We start from the raw sequence: 18,484 nt of genomic DNA, 5'->3' as shown, positions 1-18,484 counted from the left end.
TAAACTCCCAACTTTTTGTGCTATCATTATATAGACTTTAAAATATTGCCTCTATATTTATGGCAATTTGACATATTCTAAGGATAAAAAATGCAAAATCAGTTTATACAAGCAATGGATTTTAGACATGCGTGTAAGATATTTGATAAAAACAAAAAAATATCAGATGAAAATATGCACTTTATACTTGAGTGCGCAAGGAAATCTCCTTCATCCTTTGGTATGGAAGCCTGGAAATTTTTAGTCATAACAAATGAAGCGTTAAAAGCCAAACTCAGACCTGCCTGTTGGAATCAAGTTCAAATTACATCATGTTCCCATCTTGTCATAGTTCTAGCCGGCATAGAAAGTGTTAAGGTGGAATCAGGAAAAGTCAAAAAAAGATTTGCCCGCCGCGAAATGCCAAAAGAGGCCTTAGATATGTATATGGACTTATATGCAAAGCATTTAGCTACAACATTAAGCAGTAATGAAAATATTTATTGCTGGAGTGCAAAGCAGACTTACATTGCTGCTGCGAATATGATGACTGGAGCTGCATTTATTGGCATAGATTCCTGTCCTATAGAAGGATTTGAGAAAGAGAAAGTTGAAGAAATTTTAGCACTTGATACGAAAAAATTTCAAGTTGCTATGCTACTGCCTTTTGGTTATAGACTCAATCCACAGCCCGAACAAATCAGACTCTCCTTTGATGAAGTAGTAGAATTTATACTCTAAGAGTAGCTCTTAAGCGTTTAGGATAAATAAACAGTTCCAGTGCTTCAGATATAGATTTACATACAATATCTGAAGCAAACAGACTTTTTGTACTGCACCCTTCATCTCCCATTACGCAGATTCCAATTGCCGCTTTTTGCAGCATTTTCATATCATTGTTCCCATTCCCTATTGCAGCGCACTCACTTGCATCTAATCCACTTATATATGCCTCTTTTTCCAGAGTATGATTTTCGCTCTGTAAAACCTTTACATGTAAATCAAAATCTTTCAACTCATTTTTCACACTGCCGAATGTATCTGCAGTGATTACATGTAAAGTATATTTTTGTGCCAAAAGCGGCAGTAAACTTCTTAACTCTTCTTTTAAAACACCATCTTTAGCTATTGTGCCATTATAATCCAAAACAATATATTTGATATTTGTGTGCATATTTTCCCCGTTAATCTCTCTTTTAGTCAAAGAAGACTAGTATATGAAACTTTATTTAGGACATTATACATTATGAAAGATATAAAACTCACACAATACAGTCACGGTGCAGGCTGCGGCTGTAAAATTTCTCCAAAATTACTCGACAGTATCTTAAAAAGCTCACGCGAAACGATTCAATACCCTGAACTTTTAGTCGGTAACAGTTCAAAAGATGATGCTGCAGCATTTGATTTGGGCAATGGTACTTCTGTTTTAAGCACAACTGATTTTTTTATGCCTATAGTTGACGATCCCTTTACATTCGGGCGCATTGCAGCCACCAATGCCATCAGTGATATTTATGCGATGGGCGGTAAACCACTTATGGCAATTTCTATTTTTGGCTGGCCCATCAACAAGCTTGATGCTAATGTAGCACGTGAAGTGATTGACGGGGGGCGTTCTGTCTGCGAAGAAGCGGGTATTCCACTAGCCGGCGGACACAGCATAGACTCCCCTGAGCCGATTTTCGGACTTGCAGTTACAGGCATTGCAAACAATGAGCACATAAAAAGAAACAATACTGCCGAGGCTGATTGCGAACTCTTTTTAACAAAACCACTGGGTATCGGCATCCTTACTACAGCACAAAAACAAGGTAAAATCTCGGAAGGTGACATTGATATTGCCATAGAAGCAATGTGTACACTCAATAAAATCGGAGCAGAAATTTCTCAGCTTGAAGGAGTAACGGCACTCACTGATGTTACAGGCTTCGGTCTGCTTGGACATTTAAGTGAAATATGTGAGGGAAGCGGTATCAGCGCAGTTGTTGAATTTGAGAAAGTGCCGACACTCAAAAATGTCAAAAAGTATTTAGAAATGGGCTGTGTACCAGGCGGAACACGAAGAAATTTTGAGAGTTACGGAGAGAAAATCTCACCCATGACAACCGAGCAGCAAGATATTTTATGTGATGCGCAAACTTCTGGAGGACTGCTGTGTGCTGTACGCAAAGATGCACTTGATGATTTTTTATCTATTACAAAAAATGCAGGACTCACTTTAGAGTCCATAGGAAAAACAACAGCACCTTCAAAATATTTAGTCGAGGTACTTTAGTTGCATCTGCCTTTAAGTGATGATTTTTTATCAATTGTCTTAAATGAAACACCCCTGCTTGATGTTCGCGCACCTATTGAATTTAACAAAGGCAAATTTATCAATGCTGTAAATATTCCGATACTCGATGATGAAGAGCGCAGACTTGTAGGAACAAAATATAAAGAAGCGGGTAACGCCGCGGCTATAGAGTTAGCTGAGTCACTCATAAAAAATGAAGGCAAAGAAAAAAGAGTTGCCCTTTGGCAAGAGTATTTAAAAGAAAATCCCGATGCAAAACTCTACTGTTTTCGAGGAGGCCAGCGTTCTGGTATCTCACAGGAGTGGCTCAAAGAAGCGAACATAGATATTACAAGACTCAAAGGCGGATACAAGGCTTTTCGTAATTTTCTCATACAACAGACTGAAGAGATAAGCGCTGTAACACCGACACTTATTCTGGGTGGCCCAACAGGCTCGGGTAAAACTATTCTTTTAAACAAATTACAAAATGCCATAGATCTTGAAGGTATTGCAAACCATCGCGGCTCTTCGTTTGGCAGTTTTACCAATGCCCAGCCTTCACAGATTGATTTTGAAAATAACCTTGCATACAAACTTATACAGTTTCATCATAAAGATTTTAACAAACTTGTTTTGGAGCATGAAAGTCATAATATCGGCAGAACTTTTATTCCAAAGCCTGTATATGACAACTTTATGCAGGGTGAGCTTGTTTTACTTCAAACTCCACTTGATGTTCGTGCACGAATAACCTATGAAGAGTATGTTGTCTCAGCCCTAAGAGAATATGAAATGTTGTATAATGATGCAGGCCTACAGAAGTGGGCAGAAAACGTGAAAGCGGGACTCAAAAGAATTCAAAAACGTCTTGGAAACCAACTCTATACACAACTTACTTATCTCTTTGACGAGGCTTATTTCATACATACGCAATCAGAGGCTAAAGCATTATATATAGAGTGGATTACCCTGCTTTTGGAGCGCTATTATGACCCGATGTATGACTACCAAATTCAAAAGAGCCCTATACCTATCGTATTTCAAGGAGATGAGCAGTCCGTACTTGACTTTATAAAAAAACAAGAAACAAAAATATGATACAATTTCTTTATGCAAAATAATTCAAAACATTTAGAACTTTTAGACAATACAAACAAAACATTTGAAGAAGAGTTTTACAAATATGCCAAGCCTTTTGAGTATGAAAAAGGATCGTCTCCGTTTTATCCAGACGATCTGCTCAAATATTTTTATGTTGTAATGGATGGCAGAGTCAAAACCTATCAAATAAACTTTCAGACAAATAAAGAACAGACACTCTTCATTTATAAACGTGGAGATATGTTTGATGTCATTTCACTGCTTGACGGCAAACCGCATGAAGTAATTTATGAGGTTATAGAAGATGCCAATATTTTACGTCTTCCTATTGAAAGAGTCCGCTATTGGCTGGAAAATGATTTAACTTTTAACAAAAAGTTCTTTCCATACCTCGCTGCACATATGCGCTATACGGAAGAACTGGCAACAGAGCTTGCACTTCATGATACAAAAGAGCGTTTTTTAAATCTTTTAGTACAAAATTTGAACCCTAACAACAGGTTTCGTTATCAGCTCCTGCAAAATCTTTCCAACAGCGAAATAGCCAAACTGCTCGGAACCGTCCGTCATGTTATTGAGCGAAGTATCAAGCAGCTCAAAGCAGATGATATTATAGAAACCGGCCGACGCAACATCAAAGTAAAAAATCTGCAAAAACTTTTGGATAAAACTTCTCAAATGCTACTTAAGTAGCAAAACACTTTTTTAAAATTTATTATCATTTCTTAAATAAAAATTTTAAGGAGTGAGGTATGTTAGTAACAAGACATAGAAATCCGACAAATACAAATAATACTAAAAGATTTGATTTAATTAATGAATTTTTCAATGCACTTGAGACGCAAAACAGCGAGGAGCCAAGAGAGGTTTTTGACTTTATTCCCGCTGTAAATACCCGAGAAAGCGATGACGCTTATTATATTGAGCTTGATTTGCCTGGTATAAAAAAAGAAGATGTTGAGATTAGTATAGATAAAAACATCTTAACCATCAAAGGCAAGCGTGAAGTTAAACGTGAAGAAAAAAAAGATGACTACTATAGAGTAGAGAGTGCCTACGGTACTTTTGCAAGAAGTTTCACGCTTCCTGAGAAAGTTGATACTGAAAATATCCGTGCATCAAGTGAAGACGGCGTGGTCGAAATTACCATACCAAAATTAAAAGTTGAAAAAGATACAACGAAAAAAATTGAAATCGAGTAAGGAGGCTTATTATGGACATCATAAAAACATCAAAAGATTTAGTGGAAAAAGCAGAAGAGGAAGTTGAAAAAGGTTTGGAAGTCGTCAAAGATACATTTCACAATGTAGCATCACATCTTCCGCTTGCCAACCTTGCAAAACATCATAATGACACCTTTACAATCGAGGTTGATTTACCGGGCGTTAAAAAAGAAGATATAGAATTAAAAGTCGAAGATGATTATCTGACTGCTACAGCAGTGAGAAAATTTAAAAATGAGGTCAATGAGGATGATTACTATCTTTGTGAATCAGATTTCGGCGTAATCTCAAGAAGTTTTATCCTGCCTGAAAATATCGACAGAGATAAGATTCAAGCCAAATTTGAAGACGGAAGATTGTACCTGACTCTTGAAAAACTAGAATCTAAAAAGACAAAAAATATCAGCATCAATTAAAAGGTGCTGATAAAACAAAGGAGTTCCCCCATGAAAAAGATACTGAGCAGTGTATTGCTTTCATCTTTGCTTGCAGGGTCGGCATTTGCGGTATCTGTCAATGAAATGAATCCATACGATGCAGATTTTGCAAAAATGAATCAATATTTTAGTTCTCTTTTAGAGTCACATTTAAGTGCTTCAGCTCTTAATAATTTCAGTTATCCAAGAACAGATATTCAAGATTTAAAAGACACAATAATTTTAAAATTTGATTTAGCGGGTGTAGAGAAAAAAAATATTAAACTTTCTATTGATGACAATAAAATTTTGACCCTTGAGGGTGAAAAAAAAGAATCTAAAGAACAAAAATCAAAAGAGTTTGTCAAAAAAGAGATATTTTACGGTAGTTTTAAAAAGGCAATACAACTGCCTGAGAATATAGATGAGAATAAACTGCAGACAAAATTTGAAAACGGTATTTTAACAGTAACTATTCCTAAAACGGAAATTAAAAAACAAAAAGCAAAACTTATCCCTATAAAATAATGAGATAATTTTGCTAAAATTCGCTTTATGAATTCATATGCAGAAAAATTTAACAAAGCGACACAAAACACTTTTTTTCAAAACCTTCCTCTACATGAACAAGAGTTTATAAAAGAGAAAGCTTTTGAGTACAAATTTTCCTATCAGGAAATTAAACAGATAATCAATTTCGCGCGAGACTTGGGAATGTGGGATGAAAAAAGAATTACAGCCATTTTTCCCGAGCATCCTCAAAGAAAAGTTGTTTTTTCAAGACTTACCAAAGCTTACGAAGCCATCCGAAATGCTCCGAATTCTTATGAAAATTTTACATTAAAAAATATCCCTCAAGAACAGAAATATACATTTAAAACAGCACCAAAAGAAGGTTTTGGACTGGGTCTTTGTCCTGTGGCAAGTGAGAAAACACGCTGCTGTAATCTACTGACACTTGATGCAGTTGAGAGTTGCGGATTTGACTGTTCTTACTGCTCTATTCAAAGCTTTTACAACCAAAATACCATTACTTTTGACAGTAATTTTGCAGACAAACTACTTAACCTGCAGCTTGAGGTGAACAAAACCTACCATATCGGAACAGGACAGGCATCTGATTCTTTGATGTTTGGAAACCGCGAAGGTATTTTAGATGCACTTTTTGAATTTGCAAGAAAAAATCCCAATGTCATTTTAGAATTTAAAACAAAGTCTGATAATATCAAATATCTTTTAGAAAATGAGGTGCCTAAAAATATTCTCTGTACTTGGAGTTTAAATACCCAGACTATTATTGACAATGAAGAGCATTTGACAGCTTCGCTTAGCAAACGCATCAATGCAGCCAGAAAAATGGCAGACAAAGGCGTAAAAGTCGGCTTTCATTTTCATCCTATTATTGAATATAAGGGTTATCTTGATGAATATCAAAAAGTTTATGAAGAACTTATACTACAATTCGACCCTCAAGAAGTCGCACTTGTAAGTTTTGGAACCCTGACTTTTATAAAGCCAGTCATTAAGCAGTTGCGTGAACGTGAATTTAGAACTAAAATCACACAAATACCGCATGAAGACGCAAGCGGAAAAACATCGTATCCTGATGCTACAAAAATAGAAATGTTTAAACATGCCTATGAAAGTTTTAAACCATGGAGAGAGACAAAAGAGAAGGTCTTTTTTTATCTTTGTATGGAAGAACACCTTATGTGGGCAAAAACATTCGGGTACCAATATGCTACTAACAACGACTTTGAACATGCCATGCTCGGAGCATACTGCGAAAAACTGGGTCAAGATTTTTTACTCTAAGGATTATTTATGCAAACAAAAGAAAACTATTTTTTATCACAACCGCATCAGCCCTTTTTTCTTCTGGGAATCATAAATGCCATAGTAATGATGCTTATTTTTGCACTGGGTTATAAGGGCGTTTTATCCTTACATGGTGACTCACTGACATTTCACAGCTACTCTTTAATATTTTTAGTCTTTACAAACTTTTTTACTGGTTTTATATTTACAACTTTTCCGCGTTTTAACCAGACACAGGTTATAGAAAAAAAATACTATACCAACATTTTTTATGCAAATACTCTGGCATCACTGCTTTTTCTTGTGGGTGCTTTTAGCTCTGAATTACTCACACTAGGAGCAATGCTCTTGAGTCTGATTGCACAGATTTTTATTGTTTTAAAGCTGAAAAACATCTATGAAACAGGTATGGCACCGGATAAATCAGACTCTTTTTGGATTTTGAATGCAAACTACTTCGGGCTTTTTGGAAATGCTCTTTTCATTCTCTCTTTTTTTGTGCCTGCAATTTTACCAATCGCTATTACGATTTCGTTTTACATGTACCTGATTTTTTTTGCCTTTAGTGTGGGACAGAGAATGATTCCTTTTTTCTCTCACTCATTTGCACAAAAAAATGAAAGCTTTATCAAAATAATTTTTATTTTGTTTGTCTTAAAAAGTATCTTTGCTTCTGCAGATATAAAAAGTGTACAGATTCTTGTAGATTTACTGCTTGCTGGGTATATGTTTCTTGAATTTAAACGCTGGGATTTACATCCTTTTCAGTCTCCTCCTATTCTTTGGATACTGCATCTTGCACTTTTTTGGCTGCCTGTATCGTTTTTTCTCTCAGCACTTAGTTTAGGTGCGGAAATATTTTTAGATACATCATTTTATTTTTTAAATATTCATCTGCTTGCAATAGGATTTTTAACAACCCTGCTTATAGGTTTTGGAACACGTGTAACACTTGGCCATTCGGGACAACCGCCACAAGCCGACACATTAGCTACGAAAATATTTTTATCCATTCAAATGGTGGTCCTTTTACGCGCGCTTTTTAGTATAAATGTAGCGTTTGGATGGGGACTTAACTTTTTGTTTGACATCTCATTTACAGCCTGGCTGTTACTCTTTTTGGTTTGGGGAGGCAGGTATTTTAAAGTATTGGTTTTTGGAAGTAAATTATAAGCCGCGACAGGCGAAGCTAAAGCATCGCTTCCAAAAATAAAATCAAAATTAGTTTTGAATTATAGTGGTATAATGTCGTTAAATTAATACAACGGAATTACCTAATGGAAAAAACAATAAGCCCTTACTTAGAACTAGGAAAAATGAATACCCTGCGTGTCGACAGAGACACAACACCCGGTCTCTATCTTATGGCCCAAGATGGCAATGATGTCCTTCTCCCCGGTCAGTATGTTACTGATGATATGATAGAAAATTCTCTTGTGGATGTTTTTTTATACACAGATTCAGAAGACAGGCTTGTAGCCAATACAAACAAACCGCTTGCTATGCTCGATGAATTTGCTCTTTTAGAGGTTGTGGATGTTGCCCCTTTTGGCGCCTTTATGAACTGGGGACTGCCAAAGGATCTGCTTGTGCCTAAAATGTTTCAAAAAACACCTTTTGAAATCGGCGAAAAAAGATTTATAAAAATCATATATGACGAACGAACACACCGCCTTGTCGGTACGGAAAAACTCGGTGACTTTTTTGATAGAAAGCCAAAAGGTTTGACTGCAAACAAAGAGGCAGAAATTTTAGTAATTTCTAAAACACCGCTTGGGTTTAAATGCATTGTAAATGGCAAATATGAAGGGCTGATTTATCATAATGAGATATTTGAGGATATAAAGTTGGGTGATAAAAAAACTGCCTATGTTAAAACAGTGCGAAAAGATGGCAATATTGACCTCACACTCAGACGCCCCGGCAGTAAAAAAGATGGTTCATCTGCCCAAAAAGTTCTAGAACTTCTACAACAAAGCAAAGGTATAATGCCTTATAACTATAAAAGTGATGCCGAGCTGATTAAAAGTGTATTTGGACTCAGTAAAAAAGAGTTTAAGCGTTCTTTGACACAACTGCAGGATGATGGGAAAATAGAGGTCAAAGATACCGGCATTTACCTTAAGGCATAAACAATGGCAAAAAAGAAAAAAATCTGTGATTTAAGTAAAGAAAATATAGAATATATACAGGACAACATAAACTACAAAATCCTGCGTTTTAACCCAGAATATATGACAGTACATGTAATAAAATTTGAGGGAAATGAAAAACAAGAGATTGTCGATATGCCTTTTGCGCATCTGCCAAAAGCAATAAAAAAGATTATAAAGCCCAATTAATCACTGGGCTTTATGGACGCATATCCATAATGAATCATGTTAAAGATATACAAGGAGAATCGTAAGAAAGATTATATACTTTAATTGTTACAATAGTGTTAACACAATAGATTTTTTGCAAAAAGTCTAATATTATAGGAGCTAAAATGAAAAAATGCAATTCCCTGCAAGAAGTAAGAAATGAAATCGACAAAATTGACACACAGCTTGTAGAACTTATCTCAGAACGCAGTCATTTAATTCGTCAGGCAGCCGGTTTTAAAGAGAGTGTTGAAGAAGTTAAGGCTCAGGATAGAATTGATGATATTATGCAAAGGGTCAGAAAAAAAGCGATTGAATTAAATGTAAATCCAAATATGATTTCTGAACTTTTTAAAATTATGATAGATGAAATGGTAGAAACGGAAATAAGTGAGTTAAGAAACGCTGGAAATTTCTAAATTTAAAAGAGGCAAAACCTCTTTTAATTATTTGTATCTATAAGTGATACGCCCTTTATCTAAAGAGTATGGTGTCAATTCAAGTTTTACTTTGTCACCTGGAAGTATTTTTATATAGTGCATACGCATTTTACCTGCGATATGACATAAAATAATATGTCCATTTTCTAATTCAACACGAAAAGTTGCATTAGGCAAAGCCTCAATAATCTTGCCATCAACTTCAATAACGTCTGCTTTAGCCATTTTTTAAGTCCTTTTTCTCTTAAGCAAGAGATAATATTTCAGCTTTACCATTGATAACTGCAACAGTATGCTCATAGTGTGAACCGCGTAAACCATCGGCACTAACAACATCCCAACCATTTTCTAAAATTATTGGTTTAGAATCTTTTTGACAAATCATAGGTTCCAAACAAAAAACCATTCCATTTTTTATCTTTGGGCCAGACTTCGGTGAGCCTCCTTCAAGATAATTTGGAATTTCAGGTTCTTCATGAGGTTTCTTTCCTATACCGTGACCACAAAAGTTTTTAAGTGGAACAAAACCACGATCACGAATGAAGTTTTCCATCAAAAATGAAAGTTCTTTAAAACGCATACCTTCTTTGATATTTTCAATGGCATGCATCAAAGTATCTTTTGAACACGCTATTAAATCTTCATCAGCTTTTGTAATTTCACCTACACCCACACTGATTGCAGCATCACCAAACCAACCGTCAAGTTCTGTACCGATATCATAACCGATAACATCACCCTCTTGTAATTTATAGTCAGATGGTATACCATGAATAATCACTTCATTAGGTGATGTACACACAGCATTAGGAAAGCCATATAAACCTTTAAAGGAAGGACGTGCCCCATGACTTCTGATGTAATCTTCAGCCATAGCATCCATCTCTTTGAGACTCATACCTACTTTTGTATTTTCACGTAGCAGATCTAAAGCACCACCAACAATTTTGTTGGCAGCTCTCAGTTTTTCTATCTCCGCTGGTTTTCTAAGTGCAATTGCCATAATTAAAGACCGACTGCACTTAGTGTTTCATATTTGCTCATATATATTTGAGCTTCAATTTTTCTCATCGTATCAAGTGCAACCTGAACAACGATTAAAACTGCTGTACCACCAAAGAAGAATGGAACACCCATACCTTTTATAATCATAAAAGGTAAAGTTGCAACCAATCCAAGATAAAGTGCACCGGTAAATGTTAATCTACTTGCTGTTTCATTTAAGAAATTTTTAGTAGCTTCACCAGTACGAATACCTGGAATAAATCCGCCTTGACGTTTTAGGTTATCTGCAATATCTTTTGCATTGAATGTAATTGATGCATAAAAGAATGCGAAGAATACAACAAATACAAAAGTCAAAAAGTTAAAAAAGTAACTATTTGGATTCAAATAATCTGCAATTGCCTGAATAGCCGGATTTGTACTGCTTGAGAGTACAGTCATCGGAAACATTAAAATTGCAGACGCAAAGATAACCGGAATAACACCGGCCAAGTTCACTTTAATAGGAATATAATTCATTACACGTTTGTTTTGGTTTTGCATCATCGTCTTTTTAGCATATGTAATAGGCACACGACGCTCACCCAGCTCAACATAAATGATTATTCCTACCGTTGTAAGTACTAGCAGTAATATAGCAATAACTGTTATGAAACTCATTGCACCGGTGTTTACCATTTCAATTGTTTGGCCAATTGCTCTTGGAATTGCTGAAACAATACCTGCAAAGATAATAAGAGAAATACCGTTACCGATGCCGCTTTGTGTTATTTGCTCACCAATCCACATTAATAACATTGTTCCTGCAAGCATTGAAACAGCAGAAAGCATGATAAATGTAGTATGATCAGCAAGAATTGCAGAGTTACCCGTAGGTCCAGTTAAGCTTTGCAGTCCCACACTTACACCAACAGCCTGAATAAGCGTTATCACAATAGTTGCATAACGAATAATCTGCATATATTTCACCATACCATCGCGCTCTTTTTTCATTTGACCAAGTGTCGGAAATGTTGCAGCTAAAAGCTCCATAATAATTGAGGCGGTGATATAAGGCATAATACCCAAAGAGATTATAGATAATCGTTGCACAGCGTTTCCACTGAACATATTAAATAATCCTAATGCGTCTGATTGGTGTGAGTCGAAGAAAGAAGCAATAACAGCTGTATCTACGCCGGGAACCGGCACATAAGCCAGTAGGCGGTAGATAAATAAAAAACCGATAGTAATAAGTATCTTATTTACTAGATTTTTATTCACAACTAGTTACCTGTTGTTGTAACGTTTTCGTCTTTAATTTTCGATGCTAAATCTTTTGCAGAAGCACCTACTAGTTTAATTTTAGTCACTGAAGAAGCAACTTTATGAACTGAACGGATTGTCTCCATTGTAATTTCACCAAGCTCTGCAACAGCTTTGATTTTTTCAACGTTAATTACATATGGTTTTATCACTGTAGAGTGAAAACCGATTTTTGGTAAACGTTTTGCAAGTGGTTGTTGACCACCCTCAAAGTTTCTTTTTCTTTTGTAACCTGAACGAGATTTCTGACCTTTTTGACCACGAGCGGCAGTCTTACCAGTACCAGAACCTTGACCGCGTCCAACACGCTTACGATTAGCTGTTGAACCCTCTGCAGGTGTTAAGTTTTCAATACCCATTTTCTATCCTTTTATACGAGATAGTGCTTCGATTGTAGCACGTACTAGTGTGTTTGGATTGTTTGAACCGATTGATTTTGTAAGTATATCTTGTACACCTGCAAGTTCAAGAACTGGACGAGCAGCTCCACCGGCGATAACACCAGTACCTTCTGATGCTGGCTTTAGTAATACACGAGAAGCATTATATTTATGCTCAATATCGTGTGCTATTGTAGAACCTTTTATTTTAACAGTTGTTAAATTTTTAAAAGCATTATCTACGGCTTTACGTATAGCGTCAGGAACTTCTTTTGCTTTACCAACACCGTAACCTACAGTACCGTTTTTGTTACCAACAACGATAAGTGCAGTAAAACGAAAACGTCTACCACCCTTAACAACTTTAGTTACACGACCAATATTTACAATTGATTCTTCAAATTCATCTCTATTGATTTCTGTCATAGCCATGCGCTCCTAGAACTTAATTTCGTTTGCACGAACTGCGTCACCAAATGCAGCAATTACGCCGTGATATTGGTAACCATTACGGTCAAATACAATCTCAGAGATGTTTGCTTCTTTTAGTTTAGCAGCAAATGCTTCACCAAGTGCAGCAGCACCTTCTTTGTTCGCTTTGTGACCAGTAGCCTTTGAGTGTAGTGAACAAATTGTTGTTGCAGTTGCATCATCAATTGCCTGTACACTTAGGTAACGGTTTGATTTAAATACAGAAACACGAGGAAGTGTAGCACTACCGTGAATTTTTGCACGAATACGACGCTTACGCTTTAAACGGTTAGCTATTTTATTCTTTAATACTTTAGCATTCATTTATCTTCCTCCCTTATTTCTTAGCAGTTTTACCGGCTTTACGCACGATATGCTCATCTATGTATTTAACACCTTTACCTTTGTAAGGCTCTGGTGGACGAAATGATCTAATCTCAGCAGCAGCTTGACCTAACATTTGTTTGTCATGGCTTTTAAGAGTAATAACATTCTTTTCAACGCTTGCTTCTAAACCTTCAGGTAACTCATAATTAATATCATGAGAGAAACCAAGTTGTAGATTTAAAACTTTTCCTTTAACAGCAGCTCTATAACCAACACCATTAATTTCTAATTGCTTAGAATAACCAGTAGTTAAACCAGTAACGATATTTTGAGCCAATGCTCTAAAAGTTCCCCAGAAAGCTCTATGCTCACGAGAATCTGAAAGATTTTTAAAAGTTAAAGTGTTTCCTTCTACTTCGAAAGTAACATAACCCTTAGTATCTAAATCAACACTATTTTTGCCTTTAGCAAAAGTTATAACATTTCCATTTGTAGTAACACTAATGTCACTAGCAAATTCTACAGGATTTTTTCCAATTCTTGACATGTTATCTCCCTACCAAACCGTACACATAACTTCACCACCAATACCAAGCTCATAAGCTTTGTCATTTGGTAGAACGCCGTGTGATGTACTAACAATAATAGTTCCGTAACCATTTTTGAAACGTTTTATATCTTCTTTACCTTGATAAACACGTCTACCAGGCTTAGAAATTCTTTTCATCTCATTGATTACAGTTTTACCATCTTCACCGTACTTAAGTACAACTTTGACAGTTTTCTTTACGCCGTCTTCGATTACATTACAAGATTCAATGTAACCTTTATCTACTAAGATATTTGCTACAGCTTCAACACTCTTAGAGTGCACTAAAGTTGTAACCGGTAATCTTCTCATACCAGCATTACGAATACGTGTTAACGCATCTGATACTAAATCATTAATTGCCATTTATATTTTCCTTAATATTTGCAAATCTTTCGACTGCTACTGTTAGGAGTTTCAAACTGGTTTCTACCAGCTTGACTTTCTAACACCTGGTATTAAACCTTCGTTTGCCATTTTTCTAAAACAGATACGACAAATTCCAAAATCTCTCAATACAGAGTGTGGACGACCACAAATCTGACAACGTGTATATGCACGTACTTTGAATTTTGGAGTTCTCGCAGCTTTAGCTATCATAGACTTTTTAGCCATTAGTTGCTCCCTTTAGTAAAAGGCATTCCCATTTTCTCTAATAGAGTAAATGCTGCCTTGTCTGAATCAGCAGTTGTAACAACTGTGATATTCATACCGTGAATCTGCATGATTGAATCATAACTAATCTCAGGGAAAATAAGTTGTTCTTGAAGACCGAAGTTATAGTTACCACGACCGTCAAAACCATTTCTTGGAACACCACGGAAATCTTTCACACGTGGAAGTGCGATAGCTACTAGGCGATCGAAGAAGTTATACATATTTTCACCACGAAGTGTGACACGAATACCTACCGGCATACCTTCACGTACTTTAAAACCTGCAACAGATTTCTTAGCAATTACAGTAGAAGCTTTTTGACCAGCTATTGTAGTGATTGTATCTTCAATATTTTGAATTAGTTTGTTATCTTTCATAGCAAAACCAGCACCAACAGAGATAACAATTTTATCGAATGCAGGAATCTGCATTACATTTTTGATATCTAAAGCTGCTTGGATCTCTGGCTTAAGAGCTAAATATTTTTCTTTTAAACGAGCCATCTAATTATGCCTCCACTTTACGTACGTTTGAAACATCGATTGGCATCTCTTTATTGATATGCCCACCTTTAGCGTTCTCTTCAGTTGGTTTCACAGCTTTTTTAGCTATTTTACAACCCTCAACGATTACTTTGTTTTTCTTAGGAAACACTGCAACTACTGCTGCTTTTGTACCTTTGTCATCTCCAGCGATAATTTCTACCATATCGCCTTTTTTGAAATTAAACTTTGCCATTAAACAACCTCCGGTGCAAGAGATACAATTTTCATGAATCCTGCGTAACGTACTTCACGACCGATTGGTCCGAAAATACGAGTACCAATAGGCTCTCTCTTGTCATCAAGTATAACTGCTGCATTGTCATCAAAACGAATTAATGAACCGTTTTCACGCTGAACTTCTTTATGAGTTCTAACAACAACAGCTTTTACAACTTTACCTTTTTTAACTTTAGCAGTTGGAATCGCTTTTTTTACAGAAGCAACGATAACGTCACCTACTGATGCATAACGACGCTTAGAACCGCCAAGTACCTTAATACACATAATCTCTTTAGCACCTGTATTATCAGCTACATTTAAACGAGTAAAACCTTGAATCATTACTACGCTCCTTTTACAACTGATTTAAGTCTAAAAGATTTAGTCTTAGAAAGTGGACGACACTCGATTGCAATAATCTCGTCTCCAACTTTTACTTCATTACGTTCATCATGTACCAGGTACTTTTTGAAACGCTTTACAACTTTATGATAACGAGGATGCATTACACGACGTTCAACAACTATAGTTACTGTTTTATCGCCTGCAATTTTAATTACGTTACCTTGAATTTCACGCTTATTAGCCATCGCTCGCCCCTACTTTGCTACTGCAGCAAGTGCAGTATTCATTCTAGCAATATCTTTTTTAGCAACACGAAGTTCGCTAGTATTTTGTAATTGCATCATTTTTTGTTTAATTTTTAAAGTAAACAGTTCAGTCTTTTTCTCTTTAAGCATTGCTTGAAGCTCTGCTGAACTTTTTTCTGCTAAATCAGAATATTTCATTGTTCATCTCCGCAGTAACAATTTTACATTTGAATGGTAGTTTATGCATAGCAAGAGTTAATGCTTCACGAGCAATCTCTTCTGGTACACCACCCATTTCAAAGATTATACGACCTGGTTTAATATTCATAACCCATTGGTCAACAGCACCCTTACCTTTACCCATACGAGTTTCAAGAGGTTTTGCAGTTAACGGCTTGGCAGGGAATACACGAATCCAAATCTTACCTTGTCTTTTAATGTGACGAGTTGCAGAAATACGAGCCGACTCAATCTGACGTGAGTTGATACGGCCAGCTTCTACCGCTTTAAATGCGATGTCACCAAAAGATAATTTATAGCCAGAACGAGCGTAACCACGGTTACGTCCTTTCATTACTTTACGATATTTTGTTCTTTTTGGCATTAACATGATTATTCAGCCTTTTCACTATTTTCGCGTCTAACTGGTTTTCTACCACGACGCTCTTTTTTCTCTTCTTTAGCTTCTGCAGGAATACCTTTAGTAAGTACTTCCCCTTTGAAAATCCATACTTTAACACCTATGATTCCATAAGTAGTATGAGCTTCAGCGAAACCGTAATCAATTTTTGCACGAAGAGTATGAAGAGGAACACGTCCCTCTAAGTACCATTCAGTACGTGCCATTTCAGCACCGCCCAAACGACCTGCAACTGCAACTTTGATACCTTTAGCACCAGAACGCTGTGCACCTTGCATAACTTTTTTCATAGCTCTACGGAATGCAACACGACGTTCTAACTGAGTAGCAACATTTTCAGCAACTAATTGTGCTGAAGTTTGTGCTTTTTTCTCTTCTTTGATATTAATAGATACAGTTTTACCAACAAGTTTTTGAACAGCAGTTTTTAACTTCTCTATATCTGCACCTTTCTTCCCGATAATAATACCAGGACGTGCTGCAACGATAGTTACACGAAGTCTTTTTACTGTTCTTTCAATGATGATGTTAGAAACACCAGCATAGTAAAGCTCTTTTTTCAAAAATGTTCTTATCTTGTGATCTTCACCTAAAGCTGCCGGAGCAGTTTTAAAATTAGGAAACCAACGAGATTCCCAGTTGCGGTTGATACCAAGACGTAAACCAATAGGATTAACTTTTTGACCCATACTATTTACCCTCTACTTCTACTAAGATATGTGCTGTTGGTTTTCTAATACCAGACGCCATACCACGAGCACGTGGGCGGAAACGTTTAAGTACTGGACCATTGTCAACACGACATGATGTAATTACACAATCTTCAGCTTCACTACCACTGTTAGCAACTGCAGATGCAATTACTTTAGAGATAATTTTTGCCGCCTTATTTGGAGTGAATTCTAAAGCTGCCATAGCTTCTTCAGCATTCATACCCTGCACTTCACGCGCAATAAGACGAGATTTGATAGGTGATACACGGATAAATTTTAATAATGCTCTAGCCATGACTACCCCTTCTTCTGAACAGAGCCCTTGTGGCCCTTGAATGTACGAGTTGGTGCAAATTCACCAAGTTTATAACCAATGTGGTTCTCTGTAACATATACAGGAACAAATTGGCGACCATTATGAACATTTATTGTCAAACCAACCATATCAGGAAGAACCATAGATCTTCTTGACCAAGTTTTAATAGGTTTTTTCTTCGCTTCGGCTTTCATAGCCTCCACTTTTTTCATTAAATGATCATCTACGAATGGACCTTTTTTTACTGAACGAGCCATTATTAACCTACCCTTTTAGCATTTGGTTTACGGCGAGTAATAATTAATTTATCACTAGCTTTCTTACGACGAGTTTTAGCACCCTTAGTTGGTTTACCCCAAGGAGTAACTGGATGACGACCTGAGTTCGTTTTACCTTCACCACCACCATGCGGGTGATCAATCGGGTTCATTGCAGAACCACGAGTCTGTGGACGAATACCAAGGTGACGTTGACGACCAGCTTTTGCAATAACAATGTTTGCAAATTCTTCATTACCAACACTTCCAACAGTAGCTAAACACTCACCAAGTACTAAACGCATTTCTGATGAAGGCATACGTAAAGATACATACTTTCCATCACGACCCATAATCTGAGCAGAAGTTCCAGCTGAACGAACCATTTGTCCGCCTTTGCCAACTTTTAACTCAACATTATGTACAAGTGTACCAACAGGAATGTTTTGAAGTTTCATCGTATTACCCGGTTTAACATCTAAACCAGATTCTGCAGACTCAACTGTATCTCCAACATTTAAACCTTTTGGTTGTAGAATATATCTTTTTTCACCATCAGCATAAGTAATTAATGCGATACGACAGTTACGGTATGGATCATACTCAATTGCAGATACAGTACCAGATACACCAAATTTATTTCTTTTAAAATCAACAATACGGTAAAGCTTTTTCGCACCAGCTTGACGGTGACGAGATGTAATACGACCATTATTGTTACGACCAGCAGTTGTTGGAAGTTTTACTAATAATGAACGAACACTAGCTTTAGCAGTAATATCTGAACTGTCTACATTCGTATAAAAACGACGAGACGGAGTTATCGGTCTATAAGTTTTAATTGCCATC

Annotated in this window: 32 protein-coding genes; 12 read left to right on the top strand and 20 right to left on the bottom strand. The window is 36.4% G+C overall.

The genetic code is table 11. The features are described from left to right. Positions 1-90 precede the first annotated feature (90 nt). Positions 91-720: an NAD(P)H-dependent oxidoreductase gene (locus tag SAUT_RS01240; RefSeq protein WP_013326054.1), complete on the top strand. Its 630-nt coding sequence runs from the start codon at positions 91-93 to the stop codon at positions 718-720. Here the strand turns inward: SAUT_RS01240 and SAUT_RS01235 are convergent. After that, the gene (locus tag SAUT_RS01235) at positions 710-1,153 is read right to left on the bottom strand and encodes an HAD family hydrolase (RefSeq protein ID WP_013326053.1); all 444 of its coding nucleotides are present in this window, start codon (positions 1,151-1,153) and stop codon (positions 710-712) included. The genes SAUT_RS01240 and SAUT_RS01235 overlap by 11 nt on opposite strands. Positions 1,154-1,222: 69 nt before the next feature. Between SAUT_RS01235 and selD the strand changes: the two genes are divergently transcribed. The 11 genes from selD to SAUT_RS01180 all read left to right on the top strand — a co-directional run bounded on the left by selD (position 1,223) and on the right by SAUT_RS01180 (position 9,600). Continuing rightward, entirely contained in the window at positions 1,223-2,257 is a 1,035-nt protein-coding gene (selD, locus tag SAUT_RS01230) for a selenide, water dikinase SelD (RefSeq protein ID WP_281046552.1), read from the top strand. Beyond that, positions 2,258-3,358 carry a tRNA 2-selenouridine(34) synthase MnmH gene (gene mnmH / locus SAUT_RS01225; protein WP_013326051.1) on the top strand — a complete coding sequence of 367 codons (1,101 nt, stop codon included), beginning with the start codon at positions 2,258-2,260 and terminating at the stop codon, positions 3,356-3,358. 12 nt (positions 3,359-3,370) lie between these two features. After that, the gene (locus tag SAUT_RS01220) at positions 3,371-4,054 is read left to right on the top strand and encodes a Crp/Fnr family transcriptional regulator (protein ID WP_013326050.1); all 684 of its coding nucleotides are present in this window, start codon (positions 3,371-3,373) and stop codon (positions 4,052-4,054) included. A 59-nt stretch (positions 4,055-4,113) separates the two neighbouring features. Further along, positions 4,114-4,563 (top strand): Hsp20/alpha crystallin family protein, encoded by a 450-nt coding sequence (locus SAUT_RS01215; protein ID WP_013326049.1) that lies wholly within the window; start codon positions 4,114-4,116, stop codon positions 4,561-4,563. A gap of 11 nt (positions 4,564-4,574) precedes the next feature. Continuing rightward, on the top strand, positions 4,575-5,000 hold the full coding sequence (locus SAUT_RS01210; RefSeq protein WP_013326048.1) for an Hsp20/alpha crystallin family protein: 426 nt from the start codon (positions 4,575-4,577) through the stop codon (positions 4,998-5,000). Positions 5,001-5,030: 30 nt separating this feature from the next. Continuing rightward, the gene (locus SAUT_RS01205) at positions 5,031-5,528 is read left to right on the top strand and encodes an Hsp20/alpha crystallin family protein (protein ID WP_013326047.1); all 498 of its coding nucleotides are present in this window, start codon (positions 5,031-5,033) and stop codon (positions 5,526-5,528) included. A gap of 27 nt (positions 5,529-5,555) precedes the next feature. Further along, complete coding sequence (locus SAUT_RS01200) at positions 5,556-6,815, top strand: SPL family radical SAM protein (protein ID WP_013326046.1); 1,260 nt, start codon at positions 5,556-5,558, stop codon at positions 6,813-6,815. Between the two features lie 9 nt (positions 6,816-6,824). Then, positions 6,825-7,991 (top strand): NnrS family protein, encoded by a 1,167-nt coding sequence (locus tag SAUT_RS01195; protein ID WP_013326045.1) that lies wholly within the window; start codon positions 6,825-6,827, stop codon positions 7,989-7,991. A 104-nt stretch (positions 7,992-8,095) separates the two neighbouring features. Next, on the top strand, positions 8,096-8,950 hold the full coding sequence (locus SAUT_RS01190; protein ID WP_013326044.1) for a CvfB family protein: 855 nt from the start codon (positions 8,096-8,098) through the stop codon (positions 8,948-8,950). 3 nt (positions 8,951-8,953) lie between these two features. Further along, complete coding sequence (locus tag SAUT_RS01185) at positions 8,954-9,160, top strand: hypothetical protein (protein ID WP_013326043.1); 207 nt, start codon at positions 8,954-8,956, stop codon at positions 9,158-9,160. 146 nt (positions 9,161-9,306) lie between these two features. Then, entirely contained in the window at positions 9,307-9,600 is a 294-nt protein-coding gene (locus tag SAUT_RS01180; RefSeq protein WP_013326042.1) for a chorismate mutase, read from the top strand. A 27-nt stretch (positions 9,601-9,627) separates the two neighbouring features. On the opposite strand, the gene infA is transcribed toward SAUT_RS01180, so the two are convergent. The 19 genes from infA to rplB form a co-directional block, all read right to left on the bottom strand. After that, positions 9,628-9,846 (bottom strand): translation initiation factor IF-1, encoded by a 219-nt coding sequence (infA, locus tag SAUT_RS01175; protein ID WP_013326041.1) that lies wholly within the window; start codon positions 9,844-9,846, stop codon positions 9,628-9,630. A 19-nt stretch (positions 9,847-9,865) separates the two neighbouring features. Then, on the bottom strand, positions 9,866-10,624 hold the full coding sequence (map, locus tag SAUT_RS01170; protein ID WP_013326040.1) for a type I methionyl aminopeptidase: 759 nt from the start codon (positions 10,622-10,624) through the stop codon (positions 9,866-9,868). Positions 10,625-10,626: 2 nt separating this feature from the next. Next, a complete protein-coding gene (secY, locus tag SAUT_RS01165; RefSeq protein WP_013326039.1) occupies positions 10,627-11,889 on the bottom strand; it encodes a preprotein translocase subunit SecY in 1,263 nt (420 codons plus the stop codon). 2 nt (positions 11,890-11,891) lie between these two features. Continuing rightward, positions 11,892-12,290 (bottom strand): 50S ribosomal protein L15, encoded by a 399-nt coding sequence (rplO, locus tag SAUT_RS01160; RefSeq protein ID WP_013326038.1) that lies wholly within the window; start codon positions 12,288-12,290, stop codon positions 11,892-11,894. Positions 12,291-12,293: 3 nt separating this feature from the next. Beyond that, the gene (gene rpsE, locus SAUT_RS01155) at positions 12,294-12,737 is read right to left on the bottom strand and encodes a 30S ribosomal protein S5 (RefSeq protein ID WP_013326037.1); all 444 of its coding nucleotides are present in this window, start codon (positions 12,735-12,737) and stop codon (positions 12,294-12,296) included. Positions 12,738-12,749: 12 nt separating this feature from the next. Beyond that, complete coding sequence (rplR, locus tag SAUT_RS01150) at positions 12,750-13,106, bottom strand: 50S ribosomal protein L18 (protein ID WP_013326036.1); 357 nt, start codon at positions 13,104-13,106, stop codon at positions 12,750-12,752. Between the two features lie 13 nt (positions 13,107-13,119). After that, positions 13,120-13,656 carry a 50S ribosomal protein L6 gene (gene rplF / locus SAUT_RS01145; RefSeq protein WP_013326035.1) on the bottom strand — a complete coding sequence of 179 codons (537 nt, stop codon included), beginning with the start codon at positions 13,654-13,656 and terminating at the stop codon, positions 13,120-13,122. A 9-nt stretch (positions 13,657-13,665) separates the two neighbouring features. After that, entirely contained in the window at positions 13,666-14,064 is a 399-nt protein-coding gene (rpsH, locus tag SAUT_RS01140) for a 30S ribosomal protein S8 (RefSeq protein WP_013326034.1), read from the bottom strand. Positions 14,065-14,127: 63 nt separating this feature from the next. Continuing rightward, a complete protein-coding gene (locus SAUT_RS01135; protein ID WP_013326033.1) occupies positions 14,128-14,313 on the bottom strand; it encodes a type Z 30S ribosomal protein S14 in 186 nt (61 codons plus the stop codon). Next, positions 14,313-14,858 (bottom strand): 50S ribosomal protein L5, encoded by a 546-nt coding sequence (gene rplE, locus SAUT_RS01130; RefSeq protein ID WP_013326032.1) that lies wholly within the window; start codon positions 14,856-14,858, stop codon positions 14,313-14,315. The genes SAUT_RS01135 and rplE overlap by 1 nt, the downstream gene beginning before the upstream one ends. Positions 14,859-14,862: 4 nt before the next feature. Next, positions 14,863-15,093: a 50S ribosomal protein L24 gene (rplX, locus tag SAUT_RS01125; RefSeq protein ID WP_013326031.1), complete on the bottom strand. Its 231-nt coding sequence runs from the start codon at positions 15,091-15,093 to the stop codon at positions 14,863-14,865. Next, positions 15,093-15,461 carry a 50S ribosomal protein L14 gene (gene rplN / locus SAUT_RS01120; protein WP_013326030.1) on the bottom strand — a complete coding sequence of 123 codons (369 nt, stop codon included), beginning with the start codon at positions 15,459-15,461 and terminating at the stop codon, positions 15,093-15,095. Before rplN ends, rplX begins: the two co-directional genes overlap by 1 nt. A 2-nt stretch (positions 15,462-15,463) precedes the next feature. Further along, positions 15,464-15,709, bottom strand: a complete 246-nt coding sequence (gene rpsQ, locus SAUT_RS01115; protein ID WP_013326029.1) for a 30S ribosomal protein S17 — start codon at positions 15,707-15,709, stop codon at positions 15,464-15,466. A 9-nt stretch (positions 15,710-15,718) separates the two neighbouring features. Continuing rightward, positions 15,719-15,907 (bottom strand): 50S ribosomal protein L29, encoded by a 189-nt coding sequence (gene rpmC / locus SAUT_RS01110; RefSeq protein ID WP_013326028.1) that lies wholly within the window; start codon positions 15,905-15,907, stop codon positions 15,719-15,721. After that, positions 15,894-16,319 carry a 50S ribosomal protein L16 gene (gene rplP, locus SAUT_RS01105; protein WP_013326027.1) on the bottom strand — a complete coding sequence of 142 codons (426 nt, stop codon included), beginning with the start codon at positions 16,317-16,319 and terminating at the stop codon, positions 15,894-15,896. Before rplP ends, rpmC begins: the two co-directional genes overlap by 14 nt. A 2-nt stretch (positions 16,320-16,321) precedes the next feature. Then, complete coding sequence (gene rpsC, locus SAUT_RS01100; RefSeq protein WP_013326026.1) at positions 16,322-17,038, bottom strand: 30S ribosomal protein S3; 717 nt, start codon at positions 17,036-17,038, stop codon at positions 16,322-16,324. Position 17,039: 1 nt separating this feature from the next. Beyond that, positions 17,040-17,357: a 50S ribosomal protein L22 gene (gene rplV / locus SAUT_RS01095; protein WP_013326025.1), complete on the bottom strand. Its 318-nt coding sequence runs from the start codon at positions 17,355-17,357 to the stop codon at positions 17,040-17,042. A 2-nt stretch (positions 17,358-17,359) separates the two neighbouring features. Next, positions 17,360-17,635: a 30S ribosomal protein S19 gene (gene rpsS / locus SAUT_RS01090; RefSeq protein ID WP_013326024.1), complete on the bottom strand. Its 276-nt coding sequence runs from the start codon at positions 17,633-17,635 to the stop codon at positions 17,360-17,362. A gap of 2 nt (positions 17,636-17,637) precedes the next feature. Further along, on the bottom strand, positions 17,638-18,483 hold the full coding sequence (gene rplB / locus SAUT_RS01085) for a 50S ribosomal protein L2 (RefSeq protein WP_013326023.1): 846 nt from the start codon (positions 18,481-18,483) through the stop codon (positions 17,638-17,640). Position 18,484 lies beyond the last annotated feature (1 nt).

The sequence above is a fragment of the Sulfurimonas autotrophica DSM 16294 genome, assembly GCF_000147355.1.
Taxonomy (GTDB): Bacteria; Campylobacterota; Campylobacteria; order Campylobacterales; family Sulfurimonadaceae; genus Sulfurimonas; species Sulfurimonas autotrophica.
This window is presented reverse-complemented; position numbering and strand designations above follow the sequence as displayed.